General features: G+C 40.5%; 22 protein-coding genes and 2 pseudogenes. 8 read left to right on the top strand and 16 right to left on the bottom strand.

Features of this window, described 5'->3' with window-relative positions:
• The first annotated feature begins 111 nt into the window (after positions 1-111).
• The 4 genes from NSQ43_RS05135 (at position 112) to NSQ43_RS05120 (ending at position 5597) form a co-directional block, all read left to right on the top strand.
• On the top strand, positions 112-1662 hold the full coding sequence (locus tag NSQ43_RS05135) for an NlpC/P60 family protein (protein ID WP_339253612.1): 1551 nt from the start codon (positions 112-114) through the stop codon (positions 1660-1662).
• Positions 1663-1755: 93 nt separating this feature from the next.
• Positions 1756-3294, top strand: a complete 1539-nt coding sequence (locus NSQ43_RS05130) for a spore germination protein (protein WP_339253610.1) — start codon at positions 1756-1758, stop codon at positions 3292-3294.
• A complete protein-coding gene (locus NSQ43_RS05125; protein WP_339253608.1) occupies positions 3287-4381 on the top strand; it encodes an endospore germination permease in 1095 nt (364 codons plus the stop codon). Before NSQ43_RS05130 ends, NSQ43_RS05125 begins: the two co-directional genes overlap by 8 nt.
• Complete coding sequence (locus tag NSQ43_RS05120) at positions 4368-5597, top strand: Ger(x)C family spore germination protein (RefSeq protein ID WP_339253606.1); 1230 nt, start codon at positions 4368-4370, stop codon at positions 5595-5597. The genes NSQ43_RS05125 and NSQ43_RS05120 overlap by 14 nt, the downstream gene beginning before the upstream one ends.
• Positions 5598-5817: 220 nt before the next feature.
• Here the strand turns inward: NSQ43_RS05120 and NSQ43_RS05115 are convergent, their stop codons facing one another.
• The 7 genes from NSQ43_RS05115 to NSQ43_RS05085 all read right to left on the bottom strand — a co-directional run bounded on the left by NSQ43_RS05115 (position 5818) and on the right by NSQ43_RS05085 (position 12277).
• Complete coding sequence (locus NSQ43_RS05115) at positions 5818-6408, bottom strand: NADPH-dependent FMN reductase (RefSeq protein ID WP_339253604.1); 591 nt, start codon at positions 6406-6408, stop codon at positions 5818-5820.
• Positions 6409-6426: 18 nt separating this feature from the next.
• A complete protein-coding gene (locus tag NSQ43_RS05110; RefSeq protein WP_339253602.1) occupies positions 6427-7410 on the bottom strand; it encodes a ring-cleaving dioxygenase in 984 nt (327 codons plus the stop codon).
• A gap of 250 nt (positions 7411-7660) precedes the next feature.
• On the bottom strand, positions 7661-8290 hold the full coding sequence (locus tag NSQ43_RS05105) for a hypothetical protein (protein ID WP_339253600.1): 630 nt from the start codon (positions 8288-8290) through the stop codon (positions 7661-7663).
• A gap of 26 nt (positions 8291-8316) precedes the next feature.
• Positions 8317-9330: a S66 peptidase family protein gene (locus NSQ43_RS05100; protein ID WP_339253598.1), complete on the bottom strand. Its 1014-nt coding sequence runs from the start codon at positions 9328-9330 to the stop codon at positions 8317-8319.
• A 98-nt stretch (positions 9331-9428) separates the two neighbouring features.
• Positions 9429-11024: a hypothetical protein gene (locus NSQ43_RS05095; protein WP_339253596.1), complete on the bottom strand. Its 1596-nt coding sequence runs from the start codon at positions 11022-11024 to the stop codon at positions 9429-9431.
• Positions 11017-11565: a sigma-70 family RNA polymerase sigma factor gene (locus tag NSQ43_RS05090; RefSeq protein ID WP_339253594.1), complete on the bottom strand. Its 549-nt coding sequence runs from the start codon at positions 11563-11565 to the stop codon at positions 11017-11019. The genes NSQ43_RS05095 and NSQ43_RS05090 overlap by 8 nt, the downstream gene beginning before the upstream one ends.
• A gap of 103 nt (positions 11566-11668) precedes the next feature.
• Positions 11669-12277: an FMN-binding negative transcriptional regulator gene (locus NSQ43_RS05085; protein ID WP_339253592.1), complete on the bottom strand. Its 609-nt coding sequence runs from the start codon at positions 12275-12277 to the stop codon at positions 11669-11671.
• Positions 12278-12789: 512 nt separating this feature from the next.
• Between NSQ43_RS05085 and NSQ43_RS05080 the strand changes: the two genes are divergently transcribed.
• Together NSQ43_RS05080 and NSQ43_RS05075 are read left to right on the top strand one after the other, a co-directional pair.
• Positions 12790-14175: a hypothetical protein gene (locus NSQ43_RS05080; RefSeq protein ID WP_339253590.1), complete on the top strand. Its 1386-nt coding sequence runs from the start codon at positions 12790-12792 to the stop codon at positions 14173-14175.
• Between the two features lie 36 nt (positions 14176-14211).
• Positions 14212-14718, top strand: a complete 507-nt coding sequence (locus tag NSQ43_RS05075) for a hypothetical protein (RefSeq protein ID WP_339253588.1) — start codon at positions 14212-14214, stop codon at positions 14716-14718.
• Between the two features lie 496 nt (positions 14719-15214).
• Here NSQ43_RS05075 and NSQ43_RS05070 read toward each other — a convergent pair whose 3' ends face one another.
• On the bottom strand, positions 15215-15592 hold the full coding sequence (locus NSQ43_RS05070) for a VOC family protein (RefSeq protein ID WP_339253586.1): 378 nt from the start codon (positions 15590-15592) through the stop codon (positions 15215-15217).
• Here NSQ43_RS05070 and NSQ43_RS05065 point away from each other — a divergent pair.
• Together NSQ43_RS05065 and NSQ43_RS05060 are read left to right on the top strand one after the other, a co-directional pair.
• Positions 15584-16047: pseudogene (locus NSQ43_RS05065) on the top strand (DUF6530 family protein). The gene NSQ43_RS05070 and the pseudogene NSQ43_RS05065 overlap by 9 nt on opposite strands.
• Positions 16048-16175: 128 nt before the next feature.
• Positions 16176-17027: a cytochrome c oxidase assembly protein gene (locus NSQ43_RS05060; protein WP_339253584.1), complete on the top strand. Its 852-nt coding sequence runs from the start codon at positions 16176-16178 to the stop codon at positions 17025-17027.
• A 49-nt stretch (positions 17028-17076) separates the two neighbouring features.
• Here NSQ43_RS05060 and NSQ43_RS05055 read toward each other — a convergent pair.
• The 8 genes and pseudogenes from NSQ43_RS05055 to NSQ43_RS05020 form a co-directional block, all read right to left on the bottom strand.
• A pseudogene (locus NSQ43_RS05055) lies at positions 17077-17238 on the bottom strand (DUF779 domain-containing protein); the annotation flags it as partial.
• Between the two features lie 44 nt (positions 17239-17282).
• Positions 17283-17981, bottom strand: coding sequence for an endonuclease V (locus NSQ43_RS05050; RefSeq protein WP_339253582.1), 699 nt, complete (start codon positions 17979-17981; stop codon positions 17283-17285).
• A gap of 366 nt (positions 17982-18347) precedes the next feature.
• Complete coding sequence (locus NSQ43_RS05045) at positions 18348-18842, bottom strand: cupin domain-containing protein (protein ID WP_339254808.1); 495 nt, start codon at positions 18840-18842, stop codon at positions 18348-18350.
• Between the two features lie 140 nt (positions 18843-18982).
• The gene (locus NSQ43_RS05040) at positions 18983-19888 is read right to left on the bottom strand and encodes a M23 family metallopeptidase (RefSeq protein WP_339253580.1); all 906 of its coding nucleotides are present in this window, start codon (positions 19886-19888) and stop codon (positions 18983-18985) included.
• A gap of 666 nt (positions 19889-20554) precedes the next feature.
• Positions 20555-22081 carry an alkyl hydroperoxide reductase subunit F gene (ahpF, locus tag NSQ43_RS05035; protein WP_339253578.1) on the bottom strand — a complete coding sequence of 509 codons (1527 nt, stop codon included), beginning with the start codon at positions 22079-22081 and terminating at the stop codon, positions 20555-20557.
• Between the two features lie 209 nt (positions 22082-22290).
• Positions 22291-22860 (bottom strand): alkyl hydroperoxide reductase subunit C, encoded by a 570-nt coding sequence (gene ahpC, locus NSQ43_RS05030; RefSeq protein WP_339253576.1) that lies wholly within the window; start codon positions 22858-22860, stop codon positions 22291-22293.
• A 459-nt stretch (positions 22861-23319) separates the two neighbouring features.
• Positions 23320-23523: an urea transporter gene (locus tag NSQ43_RS05025; protein WP_339254806.1), complete on the bottom strand. Its 204-nt coding sequence runs from the start codon at positions 23521-23523 to the stop codon at positions 23320-23322.
• 19 nt (positions 23524-23542) lie between these two features.
• Complete coding sequence (locus NSQ43_RS05020) at positions 23543-24787, bottom strand: mechanosensitive ion channel domain-containing protein (protein WP_339253574.1); 1245 nt, start codon at positions 24785-24787, stop codon at positions 23543-23545.
• Positions 24788-24861: the final 74 nt, after the last annotated feature.

Below are 24861 nucleotides of genomic sequence, written 5' to 3'. Positions count from 1 at the left end.
CATATTCACTCTATGTATACAACTACCTAATCATCTTTCCAATCCTACATCATACAATTGTACTTCACTACTGGTTAATTACTATGAGAAATCACCGAAGGAGATGGTACATTGAAAAAAACTGTGTTCGGCCTTTTGTTTGTCATTTATTTTCTCTTCGCAAGCATTTCTGCACATGCTGCCTCCCCTACATTTACGGACGTTCCCACCACCCACTCTTCAAACAAGGAAATTGAGTACCTTGTCGGTGCCGGTATCCTGACTGAAGCTCTAACATTCGGTATCAATAATGCCATCTCGCGAATTGAAGCCGCAGAAATGATTGTTAAAGCGTTAGGAATTGAAACGGGAGCATTAGCAGATGTTGACTTCATCGATGTTGATCCGATGGATGAATTTTACCCAATTGTTCAGGCAGCTGTCTCTGAGGGATTCATGGTTGGTAACGGAATCGGAGAGTTCATGCCCGAGGCTCAGTTAACACGGGCACAGGCTGCTTCCATTTTGGTTGCCGCATTTAATATGCAAGGAAAATCCGAATCCCAATTCCGTGATATTCCTGCATCCTATTGGGCGAGTGATGCAATCGGTACTTTTATAGATAATGAAATAACATTCGGTTATCCGGATGGTACATTCAGGCCGAATACCGCATTGACAAAAGGGCATTTCAGCACATTTTTAGCACGAATCCTTAATCCAGAATTCAGAGTTCGCCCCGCATGCTACTCAGCTGAAAGCAAAAAGTCGTATGCCATTAATGTACCGGTGACGAACGTTTGGCGTTCACCGGGTAAGACACGTCCAATCGACAATATTTCAATCCAAGCAAATCCGGATATGAAAAAATGGACGTCCCAATTGACAATCCCAGACAAGCATTGGCTCATAGGAAGGACAGATACGCAAGCCTTGTACGGGGACGCAGTCGAGATTATTAAGACAAGCGGAAACTGGCATTATATCGCGATAAAGGACCAAGCGAAAACCGGAAATATAAAAGGCTATGAAGGATGGGTACCAAAATCACATGTTGCCGCCTCCGTTATCAACAATACGGACTGCCCAATTGCCATCGTGAATGCAAAATTCGCCACACTCTACAATGTACCTAAATGGGATGACAAGCAGAAATGGCTGGAGGTAAGTTACTCAACAATCTTGCCAGTCGTAGCGGAGCACGGTCAGTTCCTTGAAGTTTTAACAGTTGATGGCGGGACGAAGTTCATGTTAAAGCGGGACGCTAAAGTATATTCGCATTATGCGGCCGTTCCGAAACCGACGGCGAAAGACATCGTTGACAGTGCTAAACAATATTTAGGACTCCCTTACGTCTGGTCAGGGATTTCCGCTTACGGTTTTGACTGCTCTGGACTGACCTATTCAGTTTTTAAAAACCACGGCATCCTCATTCCGCGTGATTCCTTCGTTCAAGCAACTCAAGGAAAAGCGGTTAGCCGCAGTCAACTGCAACCGGGGGATCTACTGTTTTTCGCGCATAACGGAGGAAAAGGGAAGGTCTACCATGTGTCGCTATATATAGGTGACGGAAAGATGATTCATGCTCCAAACTCTTCAAGAAGTATCGAAATCATCTCAATCGACACACCATTATATAAAAAGAACTATTCCGGTGCTCGGAGATATTTGAATTCAAATTAAGTGAATCTACCCATTATCCTTCCATTCTGTGAATAAAATCCCTGAATTTCGACAAGAACTATTCATAACCGACATATAAATGGAGGAGTTAGAGTGGGAGCGCCCAAAAATAGTAACCCTTCGAACGATCAAAAGAACTTGACTCAACCCTTTTCCTATGACTTTGAAAAGAATCTATCTCTTATAAAAGAAGCATTTTCTTATCCGACCAATCAATCACTTAAAATCCGGGACCTGACTATTCTGTCAGGGGCAAAAAAAGGAGTCATTTTATTTCTTGAAGGCACTGTCGATACAAAAGCAATTGAGGAAACTATTATTGGTCCTCTAATAAAAATTACTGACATCCCTGAAGACGGCGATATCATGTCTATAATCGAGGAGACTATAGTTTTCACGACGGGTACAAAGCAAGTAGAGAAACTACAAGATGCTGTTAAAGATTTGTTGGGCGGTAACACCTTAATTCTTTTTGAAGGTGAACATGGAGTCATCTCTGCTGCAACGACTGGTTTTGAAAATAGAGGTGTAAGTGAACCTACAGTTGAGAACGTAGTTAGGGGACCGAAAGAATCATTTAACGAATCAATGGCTGTCAATCAGTCATTAATCCGAAAACAGATAAATGATAATCGGTTACTTTGCGAATCAATATCCATTGGAAATAAGATTGTAAAAGAAGTTTCCATTATTTATCTAAAGGGTGTTGTTGATGAGGAACTCTTGAAAGATGTGAAAAAAAAGATCAATGAGATAGAAAGTGATTTGGTACAAAACCTTTCTATATTAGAACAATATATAGAAAGCAGAACTTATTCATTAGTCCCGTCAACACTTTTAACCGAACGACCTGATCGAGCATGTTCATTTCTTTTAAATGGTCATATTGTGTTGTTAATGAATAGTGCACCATATGCCCTAATCGTTCCCGTAACTTTCTGGAATTTATTCCATACGATTGAAGACCAATACCTTCGCTGGGCGTATGCGAACTTCACCCGAATTATTAGTCTAATTTCTATTTTTATAGCTCTATATACACCCGCAATTTACTTGGCGGTTAGTACTTTTCACATTGAGATGTTGCCTCCAGATCTTTTGTTTGCTATCGCTGCGACAAGGGAAGTCGTTCCAATTCCGGTTTTATGGGAAATCATTTTACTGGAAATCGTTTTTGAAATTCTAAGGGAAGCAGGTATTCGAATCCCTTCGGTAATCGGCCCGACGATTGGTATCGTAGGAGCATTAATATTAGGCCAAGCCGCTGTCCAAGCAAACCTTGTCAGTCCAATTCTTGTCATCGTTGTAGCGATAACGGGTTTGTCATCTTTCGTAATCCAGGATTTGAATTTAAACTTCATGATAAGACTTCTTCGTTTTGGTTTTATTTTCATCGCAAATTTCATGGGCTTTTTCGGGATATTTTTAGCTACTGCCTGCCTATTTGCTTACATGGTTTCTTTAAAATCATTCAATGTCCCATTTTTAGCCCCTTACGCTCCTTATTTTCAGTCACCAAAAGGCTTGATTTTCCGTCCTCCCGTGTGGAAACAAGCATTGTTCCCTTTCTACTCGAATAGCAAAAATAATAAAAGGGGGAATGCATCGAAAGTGGGTTCTGCTGATGATTAAGGTAAGCAACGGCAAAATACGAAAAAGAGAATTAATGGGTGTCTTCATATTTTTTTATGCCGTTCAAGTCATGGACACAACTCCAGACTTGCTACTTAAACACGGGAAGAATGCCGCTTGGATGATGCCTATAATTTCTTTTCTATTTATGTTGATTCCCTTCCTTATTTTGTTAGGGATAATGAAAAGACGGAATACAGGACTTACAGAGCTCGTACTTACACTTATGGGAAAACGAGTTGGAACCTTTATCATGATACTATTTTTCATCATTATTTTCAGCGCAACTGTAATCAATAGCAGGAACTATACAGATATTTTCAACACAATGTTTTATCCGAAAACCCCGGTTTCATACCTTTATGTCATGTTAATGGGGGCAAGCTTGTACATAGCGAAGCGAGGATTAGAAAATATCGCAAGGACTGCTTGGATTTTTACGCCTATAATGTTAATTTTAATGTTTGCTCTTATAGGCTTTGTATGGGAGGAAATATCATTCAGCCGTATTTTTCCGATTGCAGGTCCGGGTTTGATACCAATACTAAAAGAAAGTGCTGTCCATAGTTCTATTTATGGCGAAAGCATATTCCTGCTTGTACTATACCCGTTTATCAAAAAGTACAAAGATTTGCAATGGGGCTCTTTGTTTGGGTGGATAATTTCGGTTCTATCACTTGTTATATTCATGATCGTATATGTGGTAGTTTTTGACTATCCTGCTGTTCAAAATATAGCATATCCTTTTCAACAAGTGAATCGATTGGCAACTATCGGGACAATTAGCCATCTTGAATCCGTATACTTGGCAATCTGGACGGTTGCTTCAGCAATTCACTTTTCACTTTACTTATATTTATCGGCCTATTTCTTATCAAAAGCTTTGCAAATAGATGAGTTCGAGCTTTTGTTGCTACCGTTAACAGCAATTTCAGTATTGACCGGATTGATATCGCCAAATATTTTTGTAGGGAATGCTCTTAGAGAATCTTTAATCCAAACAAGCTCAATAATCCTAATGCTTTTCCCGTTCGTTTTATGGATTTTGCATCGTAGAAAAGGAAGGATGAAAAATGAAACTGCTTAAACTATTTTTCTTGTTGCTCCCCGTTTCACTCATTCTTGTAGGATGTTGGGATAAAAGCGAATTGGAAGAAAGAGGATATGCCGTCGTAATAGGAATCGATAAAAGCGAAAAAGATCATATGGTTGATGTGACGTTTCAAATCGAAAATCCTCAAGTCGGATCTTCCAGCTTAGCTACGGCACCAAACGAGCCGCCCAGTGACATCATAACTATAACTGCGACAGATATTTTATCCGCAAAAGAATTGGCAAATAGTATTGTTTCAAGGCAAATTGATCTTTCACAGGTGGAAACTATCATTGTTGGAGAAACTTTTGCAAAAAGCGATTACTTTCACCATATTATGGCTTCTTCTATGCGTGATCCGGAAGTAAGAAGAAAAATCATTATGATTGTGAGCAAGGAGAGTGCACGCAAATTTATAAATAACAATCATTCGAAAATGGAAACGCGTCCCCATAAATATTATGCTTTCATGAGCGACAGATGGAAGGATACGGGTTTCGTTCCGATTTCCGATTTGAATCGTTATTTTCAGAGAAGCTCAAACGCCTTATTTTTAGCTATTTATGCAACCTCGGAAAGGGATGAAAGATTCCGGGAAAGTTCCGATAATTATAAGGCCGGACAGGTTCCACAAAAAGAGGGGGATCCTGTTCAAATGATCGGTTCTGCAGTATTAAAAAACGGTAAGATGATTGGTGTTTTAACCGGTGAGGAAACAAGAAATTCGCTTCTGTTGCGCGAAAAAAGTAAAACTCATCACTATATCGATACTTTCATCGACCCCAAAATGGAGGGCCTTAGAATTTCCGCTAGGGTGGGAAAGGAAGAACGTTCAAAAGTTAAAATAAATGTTAAAACGGAACCTCCAGAAGTGTTTGTCACAGTGCCATTGAAAGTTCAAGTCCTCTCAATACCAAGTTTAATTGATTACGCTAACAATGAGAAAAACCAAGCGCTATTAAAAGAGGAAATCAAAAAAGAGCTCGAAGAGAAAATTTCGAGCCTAATCAAAAAAACAAAAGAAGAATTTGGTGCCGAACCTTTCGTCTGGTATGAAGAAGCACGCCGTGAATTCTGGACAATGGATGAATTCATAAAATACGATTGGCAGGAAAAATACCGTGATGCAGATGTAAAAGTAGATTTTGAAATTACAATTGAAAGTTTCGGCAGCCTATTAAAACCTCAAAAAACTGGACCGGGGGATTGATTGTTTTGCCAATTCCCTTGGTATTCCTGTTTCTATATGTGATGGTTTATACGCTATCTTACGGGCGATTGATTTGGAGTTCCGGCAATAAATTGGCAAGTATGACCATTTTTTTAATGGCGGCATCAATACCCGCTCTATTGGTTTACCTGATGTTTTTTAGTTAAAGTTATGTAAAAACACAAAATGTGCGAGGTGCACATTTTGTGTTTTTGAAAGATTATTGACGAATTGTTTTCAATGCTGTTGCCCAAGGAACAACTTGGTCCAACATTTCGTTTACAGAATTCGCTTGTACTTCAGCCGGTTTGAACTCTGTGTAGTTTTCAAAATCTGTGAATAAAGATAGTGCTGGGTGTACGCGAACATCCGCGACTAATAATTCTCCTAAAATACCACGTAGGTGTTCTGCCGCACGAGCTCCGCCTACTGAACCGTATGAAACGATACCCGCAGCCTTGTTGTTCCACTCTTCACGCAAGTAATCCAATGCGTTTTTAAGTGCCCCAGTGATGGAGTGGTTGTATTCTTGAACGATGAATACGAAACCGTCTTGTTTTGCGATGATTTCAGACCATGCTGCCGCACCTGTTGCTTCGCCTTCACCTAATAATGGTAGTTTATAATCCGCGATATCGATAATTGTGTAGTTTGCATCTCCACGTTTGTCAGCCAATTCTTTTACCCATGCTCCAACTTGTGGACTTACGCGTCCCTCACGTGTTGATCCTAAAATAATACCTATATTTAAATTTGTCATTGTTGTTTCCTCCTCTTGTTGTCTTCCAAATAGCTTATCAAAAAATCCCATTGTTTCTCTTTCACCTCCTTACAAGTATTCTTTTTCAATGTTGCGCGTGCTGCGAACAGTATCGATTGGTCTTACCAATCTTTCAATTTGCTCCCGTTTTCCTTCAAGGAATGGTGGCAGCGATAGCTTTTCTCCTACTGTTTCATACGGCTCATCACCCATGAAACCAGGACCATCCGTTGCCAATTCGAATAGGATACCCGGGGCTACACGTGCATAAATCGATTCAAAAAAGAAACGGTCAATATATCCAGATGTATTGAAACCAAATTGTCTCAAACGGTCGTTCCATGCGTTCAATGTGTTTGTATCTTCTACTCGGAACGCGGCATGGTGCACTGTACCAAATCCTTGGCGCCCATTTGGCAACATAATGTTATGTTCCACAATGACTTGTGCACCGTTTCCGCCTTCACCAACTTCGAATAAATGCAATGGTCCTTCGATCGCGATTTCTTTGAACTCCATCGCTGTCTCAAGCACTTTTTTAAAGTAATCGAATTCCGCGATTCGTATATGGAGTGGCCCCAGTCCAGTAATTGCGAATTCAAGAGGAACAGGACCATTTTGCCAAGGTGTACCGGATGCCACACCTTTGTTGTTCTCATCAGAGATCAACATATACTGTTGCTCGTCAAAGTCAACGAATGAAATGGTCTTCTTACCGAACACTTCTTTGATCCCGTCATTTTTAACGTTATATTTCTCAAAACGCTTCACCCAATAATCCAAAGCCGCATCGGAAGGAACACGGAATGCCGTTTTGTAAATCTCATTTGTCCCGTGTGTCCCTTTCGGAATATTAGGAAAATCGAAAAATGTCATATCCGTACCTGCTGCCCCTTTATCATCAGCAAAGAACAAGTGGTACGTTTGGATATCATCTTGGTTCACTGTTTTTTTCACTAAGCGCATTCCCAATGTATAAGTGAAGAACTCATAGTTTTTTTCCGCGCTGCTTGTAATGGCGGTAACGTGGTGAATACCTTTTAAGCCGTTCATTCGACTCTCTCCTTTTTTGTAATTATATTTAAATATCTTTATTTAGAGATATAGAGACAAAAAAATTTCCCGATTATTATATTTTGCTCAACGAATTCTATAAACATAAACTATCTCGAATTCAAGATAAATCTTAACACGCATTTTGGGGAACGTCAACAGTTTAGTTTTAGCCTATTGTTTAAAAATGACAAAGAACCCAGACCAATATAGGTTTGGGTTACAAAGTTGCGCTATTATTAGGATGCCCTTACTCGTCATCTTCTATAGGATCAATGTCAGCATAGATATAGAAACCATTCTCCCAATGCGTCTTCAGCCAATCGATCGCTTGGACCATCTCCTTGCTATGCGCAGCGGCTTTTCCCTCAATATCTCGAGCCTCATTTAGTCTAACCGCACACCAAGCAGGATTCGGGAATGCTTCAAACCATTCCTTGTCGTCCTCTTCAAGAGGATCCGTGTAGGAAAGACAATCGTCAACTGGTAGCATTTTTGGCCAATCAAGCCCAAGTCCAACGTCTTCCATTAATTGACGTAGTTCAAGAGCAAATGTGAACTGTAAAATGTAGTACGAGACATCTTCATCTTCGTTAAGGATTTGCATCCTAAATTCTTTTCTATTCTCCTGCTTGAGCAATTTTTGAAAGAGTGACCCTTTCTTTGTGACTTCTTTAATTGTAAAGTTCCGGATGGCCGTCAATTTAACATTCTCAGCATATTGCTGTTCTGTTAAGTCCGGATATCTCTCCGCTTTGATTGCCATCATTTGATTCAGTTCATTTTGTTCAGCAAATGTCAGCTTGGCAGTCAATTCTTTTTTCCGGAGCTCCGGTACTCTAATGGCAATTTGACGTGATTCCTCTATATCGAAATTCATCTTCTTGCTTCCAGTCATTTGTAGTTTTAGTTGAAAGTTTGAACGATTGTTCCCTTCCCATCTTCCACATTTACTTTGGCAGATGCTCCGTTGATGAATGTAATTTGAGGTGGGACATGTCCGCAGTCGATATCGTATATGATTGGAATGCCTAAATCCTTGGTAAGATCTTCGTAAACGTCCTCAATTTCATAATTTCCCACAGGCTGATTTGCAGGACTTCTCCCAAAGAGAATGCCGGAGCAATTATCGAACCAGCCTGCATACTTCATCTGAACAAGCGTTCTACGCAAGTCAGTTGTAGTTAGTTCGCAGTTCTCAAAGTACCAAATGATAGGCTCATTGTTTGTGAAATTCTCTTGGAATGATGCGACATCCCCGTAAGGCGTCCCGATCAAATGCCGGATGACGTCAACGCAGCCCCCTAATAGCCGACCTTTCATCTCAACAGGTTCTTCAAAAATTGACTTCCATTTTGTTGTTTCAGTTAAATGGAAAACCCATGGTGATGGGTTGTCATGCTGCCACTTCTTCTGGTAGTTTTCTGAGGAATATTGGGTGACTGATTCTCCGGATTCCGTTTGCAATACGGATAGCCACATCGATGTTGTCGGGTCGGATTGTTCCCCACGCAGATCGACCAAGTTCGTTCCATGAGCAGTTGCGATTCCTGTTTTCAACGTCAATGCAAGAAGAAGCGCACTTGTGTCCGAATAGCCTAAAATCCACTTTGGACGTACTTTTTCAAATTCAATATGCTCTAAGATTTCGATCAATAATTCCCCGCCCCATGGAGGAAAAATGAGATCGATCCCTTCATCTTGCAGCATCGAATTCAATTCCTTCGCACGTGTTAAAGCTGGAGCTGACTTCGCCTTATCTTGTGTCCACACCGTTTCTCCGGCAACTGTACGAAAGCCCTTCGACTCCATTCGTCCGATTGCCTCTTTTACGATGTCTTCGAGTTCGGTTTGCACACCGGATGATGGTGCGGTGATGCCGATAGTTGCTCCGTCCGGCAAATAAGGATATTTAATCATCATACATTCCCCTTTCCTTTTCCTAATTATAGCAAAAAAAATGCCTGCCGCCGATGCAATTTCGAATTGCTTCGGCGGAAGGCTGATTGACTTCACGATCATCTTGGGAACACATTCTCCAGTTCACTCCAACTGTCGAATAAATTATAGGCACCATCAAATGTATAATATATTTTATTTACTTTCGAATTCTTGAAAACCGCTTCATTCAAGGCATCTACGAGTTCAACTTGCTCATCCCATGATAAACGACCGACTAACTCACCGAAATGTTGAAAGTCAACTACGGCGATACCCTCTTCGTTCAAATAAGCGCCATGTAATGTGTCCTTTAACTTTGCTTCGAATAAATCCTTGTCTGCTAAAACAGCTTCGACTTCACTTTCAATGCGTAGATCCCGCTCGCCGAATTCGTCAATATCAATGTTAAAGCCGTATTCAGCATCCGTCAGTTCTGGCGCCTTCAGTTCAACAACTTGGAACACCGAATCCTCCCCGCCTTCTTTCGGCAATAGCCAGATGGCCATATTTCCGCGGATTGCAGGGAATTCACCTTCACCTATGATTTTAGTTTCTTTCCGCACAAGTGAATACACATAGATTTTATGATCACTTTCCCAAATAACAAAGTCGTCCCCGATTTCGAAGCTGTTGATATCCCCTTTAAACACTTCGGCTTCTTTCCTGCCGTACTCCGCAGGCATCACGACAAGCCTCGTTTCACTCGTCTCGGTCTTTTCCTGCCAAACGATATACTCATCGTTTACTTTCGGGAACATAAGTTCATACTTATTCATTGTCCTGAAATCCACTTGTCGTCGATTCAGAGAATAGATGGGGAACTCGGCTTTGAAGTCGGAATAGACAAGATAATGGTTTGAAATTTGCGGGAACGTCCCAAGATTTGAGGTTTCATCAACCGTCACAAGTTCACGAGAATTCAGGTTGTACAATTGAATTACCACTTTATCCTCCCCGGCTACAGGCTCCACCCATGTCAACAAGTTTTCATGTGTGCTTAGGGAAAGGCGAGGATTCACGATAAGCGGAGTTCCATAGCCGGCAACCTGTTTAGAATGGCGGATAAGATTTTTCTCGTTTGTATTTCGGTTCAGCGCATATATTCTCCATTCATACTCGTCGTCTACAGTACCGGAATCGACCCACGTAATCCAATCATCATTCACTTGCCCGTCGCTTACTTCCCCAGCTATCTCCGATTGAAACGTTTCGTCAAATTTTTCGGTTGCTATATTGTACTGAAACAATTCAAAGTCGAAAGAACCGGAATCCGGAACATCTTCGCCTCCCGACCAAATGACCGTATCACCGTGAATGTCTTGATAATGAACCTCTTTCTGCCCCGTTTCAATTGTGTAGCGTTTCCTGATGAAATTCTTCTTATAGATAGCTTCTTCCGTCGGCAACGACAATGACGGGTCGATTTCTTGTGGATCTTCGGTTGCGAAAAAACCAAGCTCCTTACCAGCAATCCCCCCTAATATGATGAGGAACGCACAGATGGAAATAGCAGTGAGGAACGCTGGCAACGGATTGAACCGTTTCGCCGGGGCACCGCTTTTCATATTCTTTATTCCTTTTCGAATCCGACGTTTATCCTGTTCCGTGAAATAATCGTCATCCGAAATAACTCTGTCTAATTTTCCTTCTAACCCTTTCAACTTCTCATCCATTAACCTCACCTCTTTCCATTAGTTCCAATGGTATCCTCAACTTCTCCCTTCCCCGGTGTAGCCTTACTTTCACTGTACTTTCGCTAACGGCTAAAATCTCACTTACTTCTTTAATTGATAAATGTTTATAGTAATAAAGTAAAATCACTTCTCTATATGGCACAGCTAATTTTAGAACAAGATCGACAAGTTGCTCGCTTTCAAGCTTTTCAAGTACTTCATCGTGTGGTCCTCGTCGGCTTGATTTCAATAAATCTTTTATATTTTCCTGCACAGTGATCTTTCGCATATGCCAACTCTTCAGGTAATCTTTACATTTATTAATCGCGATGGAGTAGATCCATGTTTTAATAGAGGACTTCCCTTCGAATGAATTGAGTTTCAAGTAAATTGCTATGAATATCTCCTGCGTTAAGTCTTCTGCCGCAGGATGATCTTTTACGTATGTATAGACAAGCCGCTTTATCTTTTCCCCGTATTCATCCATAAGAAATTCAATCTGCTCATCTCTGCCCTTAGCTTCCCAATCCAACTGCCCCATGTCCTCCCCCCTTCCTTACCTGTTAGACGACGCTCGGATTGTATCGGTTACAAAAATGATGCCGGCCGCCGGAAAATTCTGTGCCGGGGGCAGGCATCAAGTTTCATTTCTTTTCTATTTGATCCGCCACTTGCTTGGAAAGCGGATTTCCTTCATTCCGTAAGTTCTCGATAATGTTGTTATAATCGGTTTCATTCCGGTTTTGGCTTAATTTATATGCTGCTTGGATCTCAGTTACTTTTATCTTAAAACCGATATTTCCTTTTAATTCGCTTTCGATGAGTTTCAGTGAAAGGGTAGCCCAAAGTACAGGATTCTCACGATGCCCCTCGTATTTATTGAGCAACATAGTCAGATTCTCTACCAACTCTTCATTTGTTAAAATGCTTGCTTTGCCATACATATGAACTGCTTGATAATTCCACGTCGGTACATTTTCATGCGAATACCAGGAAGATGAGACATACGCATGCGACCCTTGAAACATGACAAGGACTTCCTCACAATTTTCGAATGTCCGCCACTGCGGATTGCCATACGCCATATGCCCAGTAATATACCAATCATCATCTTTTTTAATGAATTGGAAAGGCAAATGAGTCGAAATCGGTCTCCCTTTTCTTGTCGTGACAAGCGTACCGAAAGAATTTTCTTGAATGAAACTCAGGACTTCATTCATATCTGTGACTTTGAATTGTTTTGGAATGTACATGGAATTCCCCCTAATCAGTTCCTTATATCTCAGTAGTAAATATATGTCGTTTAATCCAATACAAATAAAAAGCATAAATTATAAGAAATTGATTTGGCTGGATTTCTTACATTTACATAAAGGCGAACCGCATCATAATTTTACTTCAATGTAAATATTGATGTTGTTACAAGCGAAATTTCAATTAAAATACTTTAATCCAATACTATATTTGATTGAACTGACAATGTATATATAATATTTTTTAATTTTCACTTTATAATAACTATTCGACTACTTAAAATAATACAACAAAAGAATCATTGATTATTTATCAAAATATGTCTACTATTTAAATGTAAGAATCTAACAAAAGGGAGGTGTTGTTATCTTTAAGAAGTTTTTTGTTGAAATATGTCAATTGGACAATTCAAGTGCATTGGGAATTTAATCTCATCGGATTCCAAAATTCAAGTTTTTCAGGGTATTATTCCCCATTCCCAATTTATGACTAATATACAAGGAGGATAAAAATGAAAAAATTTATATCATTATTTCTTGTTTTCAGTCTTGTATTTTCGTGTTTCGCTTCAAATACCTTCGCCAAGTTGAATAATAATTCCGAGAACATTATATTAAATCTTAAGTTGGACCTAGATGACAGTTTAATTGACATCAATAAAAATATTGAAAATAATAAACAAACCCTCGAAAAGCTTAATATTGATTTAAAGAATCAAAAAAGTATAAATGCAACCAGAAATGATAAAAACAACAAACTGCACTTAAATCTTAAATTAACCCAACAGGATGAGGAGGTTAATCTGTTTGGAGTAATGGGACATTCTTCTCTAAAGATGAACGGCAAAGAAATTCCAATGATTGCAGAAGGTATGTTGACAGCTGAACAAATTGACAATAAAACTGTATATCAGGGATTACTATATTTAGATTTAGAAATTGGTGATACTACTGTTCCAGGAGCTATGCAACTTTGGTACAGTGAAAATGGTCAAGATGCATATGCTACCATCTCAGCTGGCAGTTTAGACAGTGAAAACGGAGTCGCCTTCTTGAAATTTGGAGTACCTTTTAAAGAACAGAAGATTATTATTCAGAATAACAGAGAAAATGACGAAGGAAAAGAAAACAGTTCATACTTAGAAAAAGATTTCGTTAAAAGCGTTAAAAGTGTTCCTGAGGAAAGTCAGACAGCCAATAGTACCTGGAAAAAATTCAAATATGAGGGGTCTGGATATTCATATACCTATTCCTCAAGCTTAAAATCTGGAACAGCTTCAGAACCAGTTGCTATTGTAGATGTTTTTGCTAGAGAACCGAGGGATTTAGGAGAAAGCAATGGGGAAGTTGATGTTAGGGTATTACCAAATGTTGACGGGGTTAACAAATCTTTTAGCGGTGATTATCGCTTTTTAGGCGCATCAGTGTCATCTGCCACAGTTAATTGGGGTTGGACAGAGAGAGATGTCGCTTCTATTACAAATGCTTATCCACTTACAAGTAATAATGGAAGCCTTATATCGACTGCTTGGAATATAGTTAATGCATACACTGACTTAAACCCACTTTGGGATATTGCGATTAGTTACGTTTTAGGAAACACGAATTCCTCATGGGAAATAAGCGATAATGGAGATATATTTGTAAACAGAGGTACTAAGACTTTCTATAATTTAAGCAGTGTAAAGTCTTTGCCTTCTAACGCGCCTTATTATGATTCCGAATTACATGATGGAGGGGTATTCGCTGCTTTCTTTATTCAATCAAGAGGAAACAATATATGGTCAAGCAAAGCCGAAGCTGAAATAGTTTATAATGTTCATTGGCTTGAATATACTAATACATTTCCTCTTAGGACTGGAAAAGTAGTTGTTAACCATTTCATAGCAGGTTATTAAGCATGGTAAATTAAGAACCAGCCGGAGGCGGAAATAATGAAAAAAAGAATAAGTATAATATCCATTACATTGTTACTTATCTTCATTTTGTTCTATTTTTCATCCGGAAAGAGTATTGCTGGATATTACTATCATCCATATTTGCATGAAAAGATTGTTATTTCTCCTCCGTATCATATAAAAAATAAGATACAACCTATTATTATTGAAGATAAAAAGGAAATTAAAAGGTTTTTAAATATTGTTCATGACTCAGAAATTGATGCAACCGGTGATGGTGTAGTTAAATTTAATAAATATCTGAATAACAAAGGACGATTAATTTTTAATATAGAAGTACATTCTAATTTCCCTGAACGCAGTATTGCATGGGAATACTGGAGTGATGATGATGATGATAAGGCTTATCTGTTCCCTACACTTCCACATTCTAAAGTAAGAGGAGAAGCAATTATCGTATCACCAGAGTTAATTGAATGGATGGATGAACAGGTTAAAATAAATTGGCCTGAGATTAACAATTACGTAAGTGTGATGTTGTGAACACATTGTTTGTAAATCGAGCAGTAAGAGGCGACTAACTCCCTCTCACACTACCGTTCGGCCTACGGCGTATAAATTTCGTAACAAGCTATGAGACATATGAGCCCTTGGGAACTTCAAAAAAGAATCCCAAGGGCACTGTCATGTATTGTCCTTTTGGATATTCCCCGGTAGCTTTTCGTAAGTTACCTCAATCACATGTTTTTCATACCGGGAAACCTAATACGATGATCTTTCCTACCTTGTCAACGGACCATTCATATTACAAGAGCGAAGCGGAAAAGACTACGTATGGTCCTTTTCTCACAGGAATGAGAACATCACTTGAAAGCTTATCAGGCCGGAGACTTCCCGTTAAAGACCGAAGACCTCCCATTGAATGCCGATGACTTCCCGTAGATTGTCGATGACTTCCCATTGAAGGCGAAAACTCCCCGATAAAATGCAAAAAAGCCTGCCACCAACACAAATCTGATTGGTGACTGGCCCTCACATATTACTTCTTTTCAATTACAGTAAAATAATTATCCTCTTCATCAGCAAAGTTAAAAAGTTTGCCTGTTGGCATTTCCATTAGATCCCCGGTCTTTACACCTTTGCTCTTAAGATCGTCGTATAACTCGTCAACATTATCTGTAAAGAACATTAACGAAGGTGTCCCAAGATTCAATTCAGGGCTCATTTTTGCGATGAACTCTTTATTGTGGATAACGATACTTGTCCCCCCGGCTTCCGGAGAAACCTCAATCCATCGGAAACCTTGTCCATTATCTTCTTCCCCGATTACTCGAAACCCCAATTTTCCCGTCCAAAAGCTACGTGCTTGATCTTGATTTGTAACATATAACATGACTTGCCCCAATGTATGAATCATTTTCTTCAACACCAATTAATCGTTATAGGTACAAATATTGATGGACGGACGGCTTACAAAACGGATGCCCAAGGACTTTCACTTGGATTAGCACAATGGAATGATCGTGGAAAGGTTGATATTTCTGCAAAAGTTTGGAGATCACATGAGGAAAATGGTCTCGCCAATCAGAGGAACTTCCGCTTCATCGTGTCCTTGACCTTGCAATTTTAGTATGTGAGGCATAGCTTTACTTCAAGGACGCTTATCGATATGAAGATTTATATGATCCTGAAAATCCAGTCATTAAACGTGTCGGGCTGCAAAGGGATGCAATGACAGTCGAAGTATGCACAGAAAACGATCAAATTAAAGAGGATATCCAGTTGTTCAATCAGGCGTTAAGTGATGACGGTGAATTAATCGGCGAGCGATTGCGGACATTGTCACGTGTCTTGAAGGAAATGGGTTATTAATCCACAGTTGAGAGGAATAAAACAGGACACTTCTATTCGGAGCTGTACTGTTTTTTCAATAGCATGGACATAAATCATACTGATTCCCCATACAGTTAACTATGCAGCTCATAGAGGGGAGGAGACTTGTGGCAGGCTTGGATATTTTACTTGCGAATCAACTGACTTGGCATTGGCCACTTCTCATTGCCGTGTTCTGCATTTCTTCCTTATATCTTCTTTTCATCCATCGATATGCAAAAGAGGAGATTGCTCGACTTCAACCTATCACTTTTTTAACAGGCCTTGCATTGTTGGAACTTGTTATCGGTAGCCCATTCGCCACAATCAGCCACTTATCATTCAGCTTCCATATGATACAAATGAGCATCCTTTACTTCATTATTCCTCCACTTGTCTTATTAGGAATACCAGAGCAGTTGGTAGACATCCTACCCCGTTTAAAAAGACCGAGATGGTTGAACATTCCCCGCTTCCCTACAAACATGCCCCTTTATACATTCGCCGGCCTATTTTTTCTTTATCACACACCTATCATTCTTTCAACCTTAGTGAGTAATCCGGCTTTAAAATATTGTTATTTGTTTGTTTTGTTTGCTCTTTCATTTGGCATGTGGCTTCCGATTGCCTCGCCAGTTCCCTTGCTTAGAAGGTGTACATGTAAATTGAAACGTTATGCCTTCATTAGCGGTATCGCTATCACGCCGGCTTGCCTTCTATTCATCGGAACCGCTTTGTTAGGAATTTCAAGCAACCCGCTTTTACTTCAACTCGTCGCTCATCTTTGTGGTCCCTCTTTTGCAACAACCATTCCAATCGAATTGCCTTGGCCAGTTAACACGCGTTACGACCAAATTCTGTCGGGCTTTCTCATGATGGGGATGCATAAGTTTAGTCTAATTATGGCGCTTCGCCTTGAGCGGAAAGTATCATTTAGGTTTTACGAAGAGCTGGAAAGGGATATTCAGGGGTGCAAATGATATCTATCAAAAGAGAGGACCTGTCCATTTGGAAAGGTCCTGTTTTTTACTAGTATAAAAGCTTTTTCACTTCTTCATACTCTGCTTCCGTAAATACTCGAGATTGTATGATAAAATGCTTATCCTCAACACTATCAAGTGAAAAACTGGTTCCCCAACCTTCACTGACGTCAAGGACTAACTGTGTGTGCTTCCAGTAGTCATATTGGCTTTTGCTTCTGAACTTGAAAGAGCAATTTGATTAATGAGGTTCAATTAATCCATTTTTCCGCATGACCCTTGTCGCAATATCCGCTGCCGAACAGGGATAGGCAATCGACTTTCAGATCCCGACAGTGTTAGGGCAATTTTCGTAGATGAATCCATGTCAATTTGATTACCTGGGGAAATGTAGACCGGTTTAACGCCATCGGATGTCCGAAGCACTCTACCGATTATTTCTCCGTGTTCAATGATGTCTGTGAAGTTTCCTTTCTTCCAACCGAGTTCCGTCAGTTCCGAATCGCCCACTTTAAAAAATGTTTTTGCAATACCAATTGTCGGAGTCCCAAGGAAAAATGAAGCTTGCGTCGCGATTCCCATCCTCCTTGGATGCAGTATTCCATTGCCGTCAAATAGAAAGAGGTCGGGTGCATTTTTCAAATTGCCCGCCGCTTTTAGTATCAATGGAAGCTCCCGGAATGCAAGAAAGCCCGGTATGTATGGAACTGTGATATGACCCTTGCTCTCTGCATGGTCTATAATTTCCATTGTAGCGAGATCGAAAACTGCGATATAACAGAATCCCATCTCTATTCCATTCGAGTTCGTGTAAGCCACATCCACACCGGCGACTGTTTGGATATCATGAAGGTGTAGTGGCTGGCTAACATCTAACTGTTCCGCCAACTTTTCCTGAATGGAAATGAATTCTTTTGGATTTATATTTAGTGCATGGATAGGATAAATTTTCAAATTCGCCTCTACTCTCCTTTGTCAAAAGCTGTTATTAAGTAATGTGCCCTGCTGGCCCATTTTTTAAATTCTTGAGTTCCTTGGAGTGTTGATTATCGAATAAGGTGCATTATTTACAGGTCCATTCTTTCTATGCCCGGCTCCATTATTTTCTACAAGGGCCCAATCTTTCTATGCCAAGGTCCATTCTTCTTTACAAGAGCTCATTCTTTCTGCGCCAAGGTCCATTCTTCTCTCCAAGGGCCCATTCTTCCCCTGCAAAGGTCCATTCCTTAGAATTACTTTTAAAAATACAGCTACAAAAGAAGTTATCATCAACAAAACAGCCACCTATGCAGTATAGAATTGCATGGGTGGCTGTTTCGTTCATTGACCGTGTCTTTCTTCTTCCTCAGCTATCGCCTTTGTTGGATGAACTGTGCCAAATGGATGGTGCGGAGGCGCGTAAAGTACAAACAGTTTCATCGGTGTAGGCCCAGTATTTGTAACATTATGCCATGTTCCAGCCGGAACCACTATCGCAGAATTCACGGTTGCGTTTCGAACGAAATTCAGATTATCCTTACTTGGTCCCATTTGAACAAGCCCCTGGCCTTGTTCAATATAGATGAGCTGGTCTGTATCCGGATGAATTTCCAAACCTATATCGTCCCCGACATTGATGCTCATTAACGTCATTTGAAAATGTTTCCCGGTCCACAATGCAGTTCGATAATTATTGTTTTGAATTGCTGCCACCTTCATATTTACAACAAATGGGTTTGGTCCATAATCTTGCAGGGGAATCGACATATTTCCGCCCGCTTGCCATTGTGTATTTGGCTGTGGCCATTGAACAGGCATCCCTTGGGGCGTGGTCATCGGGACAAGATAGTAAGGAATCATAGTAGGGTAATTATAAATTGTTCTCAATCCTTTCATTATCCTAATCTCCTTATACTATGTCCCCTGCCTAAAACGGGTGCCTGCTATTCGTAACGACAAATCGCAGGCACCCATTTTCACTTTCCAGTCCTCACTAAACTGTTTCTTACCAAAAACCGATCATTAAACGTAATTGGCACGCCTTTTCCGTCTAATTCAGCATGGATATGCAAATGAGGCTCACTCGTATTACCGGAGTTGCCGACCTTACCAAGCAGCTGACCCGTTTTCACTTCTTCGCCCTCGACAACTTTAACGCTTCCTTTTTGCATATGTGCGAGGAAAAGCGTAGCTTCATGCTGCTCGCACACCAAGGCAACATAGTTCCCTTCCGGATTTTCCGGATTCATTTCTGGAGGCGTCAGGTCCGGTAGGTCGTTCCTCGATTCAACGACTTTTCCATTGCACGGGCTGAATAGTTCATCCCCGTAAATGGCGTATTTATATAAATCTTTTGGATAAAGTCCACTCGCACGTATTCCTAGTTTATTCAACTTCAGAATGTCCAACGCGAACTTCTGACTCTCATATGCATGATGGTAATTCATTTGCGTGCTATTTCCACCATGACCGACATAATAAGTTCCTTGTCTGAGCGGAAATTCCAGTTCAATTGATTCTTCATTGACTGAGTAACTCGGAAAGATGAATACGTTATACGCGCCGAACACTAAGAGAAGGAACACATGGATACCAATTGAACTTTTCTGGTTTTTATCATACTTTATAGTGAAAGGCAAACTGCGCATCTTTTTCCATGAAATCATTAAAGCTACAATAAATAGACCTAACCATAAGTAACGGAAAAAATAACCGACCCAGCTCCAATTGCCCGACTGGAACAGCCAAATCAGTAACACACTCGTAGTCAGCACATCCAAAAGCCATTCCAACTTCGTCTTAAAATTAGCTTTCCACAGGACCCCAATGAACACAATTGGCAGTACAATGAGCAACGCAACTGAAAAAATGATCCCGAACATTTTGCATCCCCCTTGTTTTAATGTCATACCTATCTTCTATGAAAACATCTGTATTTACCATACGTTGGAAGACTCTGTTAAGTTTCAAAGAGAAGAAAGGTTAGGAGAATATGTTGTGATACGGCGGTTACATTGCGATACGAACCGATTACGTTACGATACGAGCGCTTTACATTGTGATACGACGCAAGTACATTGCGATACGAGCGCTTTATGTTGTGATACGAGCGCTTTATGTTGTGATACGACAGGTACATTGCGATACGAGCGCTTTACGTTGTGATACGATGCAGGTACATTGCGATACGAGCGCTTTATGTTGTGATACGACGGTTACATTGCGATACGAGCGCATTACGTTGTGATACGACGCAGTTACGTTGTGATACGACGATTACATTGCGATACGGACGCATTACGTTGTGATACGGCGCAGGTACATTGTGATACGAGCGCTTTATGTTGTGATACGACAGTTACATTGCGATACGTACGCTTTACATTGCGATACGAGCGATTTACGTTGTGATACGGCGCAGTTACATTGCGATACGAGCGCTTTAATAACTTTGTGAAACTGACCGATATCTCACCGAACCCGCCCGATATCCTAAAACTGGACGTAAAAAAACCAACCGGCCATGACCGGTTGGTTGGTGTATTCAATTAATTTCTCACAAGATAATCAACTGCAGCTAGAGAAGCTGTTGCGCCTGATCCCATGGAGATGATAATTTGCTTGAATGGGCTGTCCGAGCAGTCCCCTGCTGCAAATACGCCAGGGACGTTTGTTGCACCGCGCTTATCAGTAAGGATCTCACCGAATTTGTTGCGCTCAACGGAGTCACCAAGCCAATCCGTATTTGGTACGAGACCGATTTGGATGAAGATACCAGAGATTTCGATATGCTTTTCTTCGCCTGTTTCGCGCTCAACATATGTTACACCGTTTACTTTATCTGTTCCTGTAATCTCTTTCGTTTGGGCATTCGTTACGACAGTGACATTCGGCAAGCTGCGTAGACGCTCTTGTAAAACAGAATCCGCCTTCAACTCATCATTGAATTCAATCACTGTTACATGGGTAGTATAACCTGCGAGGTCGATAGCCGCTTCGATACCGGAGTTTCCGCCACCAACAACTGCAACGTTTTTACCTTCAAATAATGGACCATCACAGTGCACACAGTACGCGACGCCTTTATTTCTGAATTCTTTTTCTCCGGGAACTCCGATATTTCTCCAGCTTGCTCCCGTTGAAAGGATAACGGATTTACTCTTCAGAACAGCTCCGTTTTCCAATTCAATCTCGATAAGGCCTTTCTTTTCAAGACGCTTTGCACGTACTAAATTCATAATGTCGATATTGTATTCTTTCACATGTTCTTCAAGGTCAGCTGCCAGTCTTGGACCTTCCGTGTGGTTTACACTAATGAAGTTTTCGATTGCAGCCGTATCCAAGATCTGTCCGCCGAAACGTTCTGCGACAATACCTGTGCGAATCCCTTTACGTGCCGCGTAAATTGCCGCGCTCGCTCCTGCTGGGCCACCACCGACAACAAGTACATCAAACGGTTCTTTATTCTCAAATTCAGATGCATCCGGACCGTTCCCAAGTTCAGCAAGAATTTCTTCAATCGTTTTACGGCCATTCGAGAACGGCTCGCCGTTTAGGTATACAGTTGGAACTGCAAGAATGTTTTTGCTTTCAACTTCTTCCTTGAACGCTGCACCGTCAATCATCGTATGAGTGATGTTAGGGTTCAGCACGCTCATTAGGTTAAGTGCTTGTACTACCTCAGGGCAGTTTTGACAGCTCAAGCTAATATATGAGTCAAAATGTAATGTGTCTTTAATATTTTTCACTTGCTCGATCACTTTATCATCGACTTTTGGGGCCCTACCACTTACTTGCAGTAAAGCAAGCACCAATGACGTGAACTCATGTCCAAGTGGAACACCAGCAAATACAATGCCCGTTTCTTCTTCAGGACGGTTTACACTAAAGCTTGGTGTTCTTTCTAAATCTACCATTTCTACTTTAATGTGTGATGACATAGTTGCCAATTCATCGACAAGTGTCGCCATCTCGCGTGACACTTTGTCTTCTCCGACACTAACTTTCAGATGGACATCGCCTTCCATCAATTCAAGATATTGAGCTAACTGTGCTTTTATATTTGCATCTAACATGTAATCTACTCCTCAAATTGTACTTTATCTCTAAAAAACCAGGCATGAACGCTTTAGATTTTGAATCGAATTAAGGTGCGTGTTGTGTGTCCATTATCGTGCTGGCCTCGATTCAAAATCTAAGACATCCACCGATATCCAATAAAAAACAAGAGGCCCCTTTCCCTTAAAAGGGAGGGGCCGTCCCTGTTATGATTCATGTAGTGAAATTAGATTTTACCTACAAGGTCAAGGCTTGGCTTAAGTGTTTCTTCGCCTTCTTTCCATTTTGCAGGGCAAACTTCACCTGGATTGTTGCGTACGTATTGTGCAGCTTTAATTTTATCGACAAGAACGCTTGCATCGCGGCCGATACCGTCAGCATTGATTTCAGCTGTTTGAACGATACCGTCTGGATCGATGATGAACGTACCACGCTGTGCAAGACCTGCTTCTTCATCAAGTACGTCGAAGTTGCGTGAAATTGTTTGTGAAGGGTCGCCGATCATGATGTACTCAAGTTTGCTGATTACATCTGAGTGGTCGTGCCATGCTTTATGAGTGAAGTGCGTATCAGTAGAAACTGAGTAAACTTCAACACCAAGTGATTTCAATGTTGCATATTGTTCTTGTAGGTCACCAAGCTCTGTTGGGCAAACGAATGTGAAATCCGCTGGGTAGAAGCAAACAACACTCCATTGTCCTTTTAGGTTCTCTTCAGTAAGTTCGATGAACTCACCTGAACCGCTATTGTAAGCAGATGCTTTAAATGGTAGTATTTCTTTTCCGATAAGTGACATGTGAAAATTCCTCCTATTGATTTAATCATAGTTAGTTTGGGTCATTTCATTAAAACTTAACCCATGCAACAAAAAAGTTGTAAACTCCGCTGCTTAACTATAATAATTCTAATTACATATTCATTATCATTTAGTTGTCGTATTTTGTCAACTGATACACTTTGATTCATCACAAACCTTTTATATCAATAGTTACAGAGTCGTGAAGGTGTATAACTCATACTAAACTCAGGCGGAATTATATTAATTAATTAGTAGTATTTCTCAACTACCTAACGCCGTTATCAATTATTGATTATTTAGAAGACGGTAAATACACATAATATAATAAAAATATGATGATTTCCTAAACAAAAGCAATTAGGAACCATCATATTTTTAGCAATGAGACCTATCAGGTGTGCCGCATCAGCATCCGTGCACCTATAAAAATCGAAGTACTTAAAGCGAACGGCATCGTCAAGGCAGGTAGTCCGAAAGGCAAAAGCACGGTATGGACACTTCCGATAAGCATGTTGTCACGATATAGGGAAATGTCATTGTCGGCATACCAGCAGGCTGCAGAAATCTCATTACCGAAGCAGTAATTACAGCCGAAATGACCGCACCGAATAAAGCAATCCCCCAACTCACTGGCCCTTCAAGAAAAAGATAAAGTGCCATCCCTGTCAACACGGGATATTCACACGCTATCCACTTTACGACCCAACGCTTTCACATCACTACCAGTCGGATTTTGAAACAAGCGGAGCCCAAACTCTCCTGCAACCGCAAAAAGATGATCAAAAATATCAGCTTGCACAGTCTCATAAATTGTCCATTGAATACTGTTCGCAAAAGCATAAATCTCGATTGGCAAACCATGTTCACCAGGGGCCAACTGACGGACCATCAACGTCTTTTCCTGATGTATACCGGGATGATGTTTAATATATTCATTGATGTACGCCCGAAATACCCCTATATTGGTGAGTGCCCTACCGTTGACGATATTGCTGCGATCCACCTTATTTACACGATTATACTCCTCGATTTCTTTTTCACGATTGACAATATAATCCCGAAGGTAGTGTATCTGTTTATAACGCTCAATCATTTCCTCTGTGCAAAACTGAATGCTTGACGTGTCGATAAACAACGCTCGCTTAATGCGTCGCCCGCCGGATTCCTGCATGCCGCGCCAGTTGATGAATGAATCCGAAATGAGCGCGTAACTCGGAATCATCGTCACCGTCTGGTCAAAGTTTCGGACTGCTACTGTATTTAATGAAATATCAATGATATCTCCATTAGCTCCGTACTTCGGCATTTCAATCCAATCACCGACTCGTACCATTTCCGTCGCGGACAGCTGGACCCCTGCTACGAGTCCTAATAGCGAATCTTTAAAAACTAACATGAAAACCGCTGATAAGGCTCCAATCCCACTAAGAAGTATAAATGGGCTTTCCCCCATTAAATTGGCAATCACCAAAACGGTACCAATTATGATGATCATAATTTTAGCGACTTGAATATAACCTTTAATCGGCTTTGTTTTTGAGATTTCATAAGTTTGATAAATATCATTGAACACGCTTAACAGGCGATTGACAACACTGAATGCCACAATCATGATATACGTCAGTGCCAATGTTTGGATTGCTATTTTGTAAGTAGGAAAAGATGCTGCAAAATAATAAATGATAATAGCAGGCACAAAGTGAGATAATCTACGGAACACTTTCCGTTCCATTAGAATATTGCCCCACTTAATATTATGTTTCTTAATAATATGGGTGATGAATCGGATAATCACTTTTTTCGTCACAAAATTCGCGATGATACAAAGAAGCATGATAAAGCTTACAAGGATGATAAGTGCAAATGTATCAACGAAGGCCACATCAACCCCATACTCCACCAATCGGTTACGAATAAAATTCAATAGTTCCCCTCCGTATTATGTATTGTTGGTGGCCATTATATCATAGTGATAGAGGCACTGACACAATTCCGAAT

It is taken from the genome of Sporosarcina sp. FSL W8-0480 (assembly GCF_037963765.1).
Lineage (GTDB): Bacteria > Bacillota > Bacilli > Bacillales_A > Planococcaceae > Sporosarcina.
Note: the sequence above shows the minus strand (reverse complement) of the source record. Positions and strands in the feature narration are given on the sequence as shown.

Excerpts from the sequence above, each read along its gene's own strand:
- NSQ43_RS05125 (WP_339253608.1), top strand. The coding sequence starts at position 3,287 with ATGATTAAGGTAAGCAACGGCAAAATACGAAAAAGAGAATTAATGGGT.
- NSQ43_RS05120 (WP_339253606.1), top strand. The coding sequence starts at position 4,368 with ATGAAACTGCTTAAACTATTTTTCTTGTTGCTCCCCGTTTCACTCATT.
- NSQ43_RS05115 (WP_339253604.1), bottom strand. The coding sequence starts at position 6,408 with ATGGGATTTTTTGATAAGCTATTTGGAAGACAACAAGAGGAGGAAACA.
- NSQ43_RS05110 (WP_339253602.1), bottom strand. The coding sequence starts at position 7,410 with ATGAACGGCTTAAAAGGTATTCACCACGTTACCGCCATTACAAGCAGC.
- NSQ43_RS05105 (WP_339253600.1), bottom strand. The coding sequence starts at position 8,290 with ATGAATTTCGATATAGAGGAATCACGTCAAATTGCCATTAGAGTACCG.
- NSQ43_RS05100 (WP_339253598.1), bottom strand. The coding sequence starts at position 9,330 with ATGATTAAATATCCTTATTTGCCGGACGGAGCAACTATCGGCATCACC.
- NSQ43_RS05095 (WP_339253596.1), bottom strand. The coding sequence starts at position 11,024 with ATGGATGAGAAGTTGAAAGGGTTAGAAGGAAAATTAGACAGAGTTATT.
- NSQ43_RS05090 (WP_339253594.1), bottom strand. The coding sequence starts at position 11,565 with ATGGGGCAGTTGGATTGGGAAGCTAAGGGCAGAGATGAGCAGATTGAA.
- NSQ43_RS05085 (WP_339253592.1), bottom strand. The coding sequence starts at position 12,277 with ATGTACATTCCAAAACAATTCAAAGTCACAGATATGAATGAAGTCCTG.
- NSQ43_RS05080 (WP_339253590.1), top strand. The coding sequence starts at position 12,790 with ATGAAAAAATTTATATCATTATTTCTTGTTTTCAGTCTTGTATTTTCG.
- NSQ43_RS05075 (WP_339253588.1), top strand. The coding sequence starts at position 14,212 with ATGAAAAAAAGAATAAGTATAATATCCATTACATTGTTACTTATCTTC.
- NSQ43_RS05070 (WP_339253586.1), bottom strand. The coding sequence starts at position 15,592 with ATGATTCATACATTGGGGCAAGTCATGTTATATGTTACAAATCAAGAT.
- NSQ43_RS05045 (WP_339254808.1), bottom strand. The coding sequence starts at position 18,842 with ATGACCACGCCCCAAGGGATGCCTGTTCAATGGCCACAGCCAAATACA.
- NSQ43_RS05040 (WP_339253580.1), bottom strand. The coding sequence starts at position 19,888 with ATGTTCGGGATCATTTTTTCAGTTGCGTTGCTCATTGTACTGCCAATT.
- ahpF (WP_339253578.1), bottom strand. The coding sequence starts at position 22,081 with ATGTTAGATGCAAATATAAAAGCACAGTTAGCTCAATATCTTGAATTG.
- ahpC (WP_339253576.1), bottom strand. The coding sequence starts at position 22,860 with ATGTCACTTATCGGAAAAGAAATACTACCATTTAAAGCATCTGCTTAC.
- NSQ43_RS05025 (WP_339254806.1), bottom strand. The coding sequence starts at position 23,523 with ATGGCACTTTATCTTTTTCTTGAAGGGCCAGTGAGTTGGGGGATTGCT.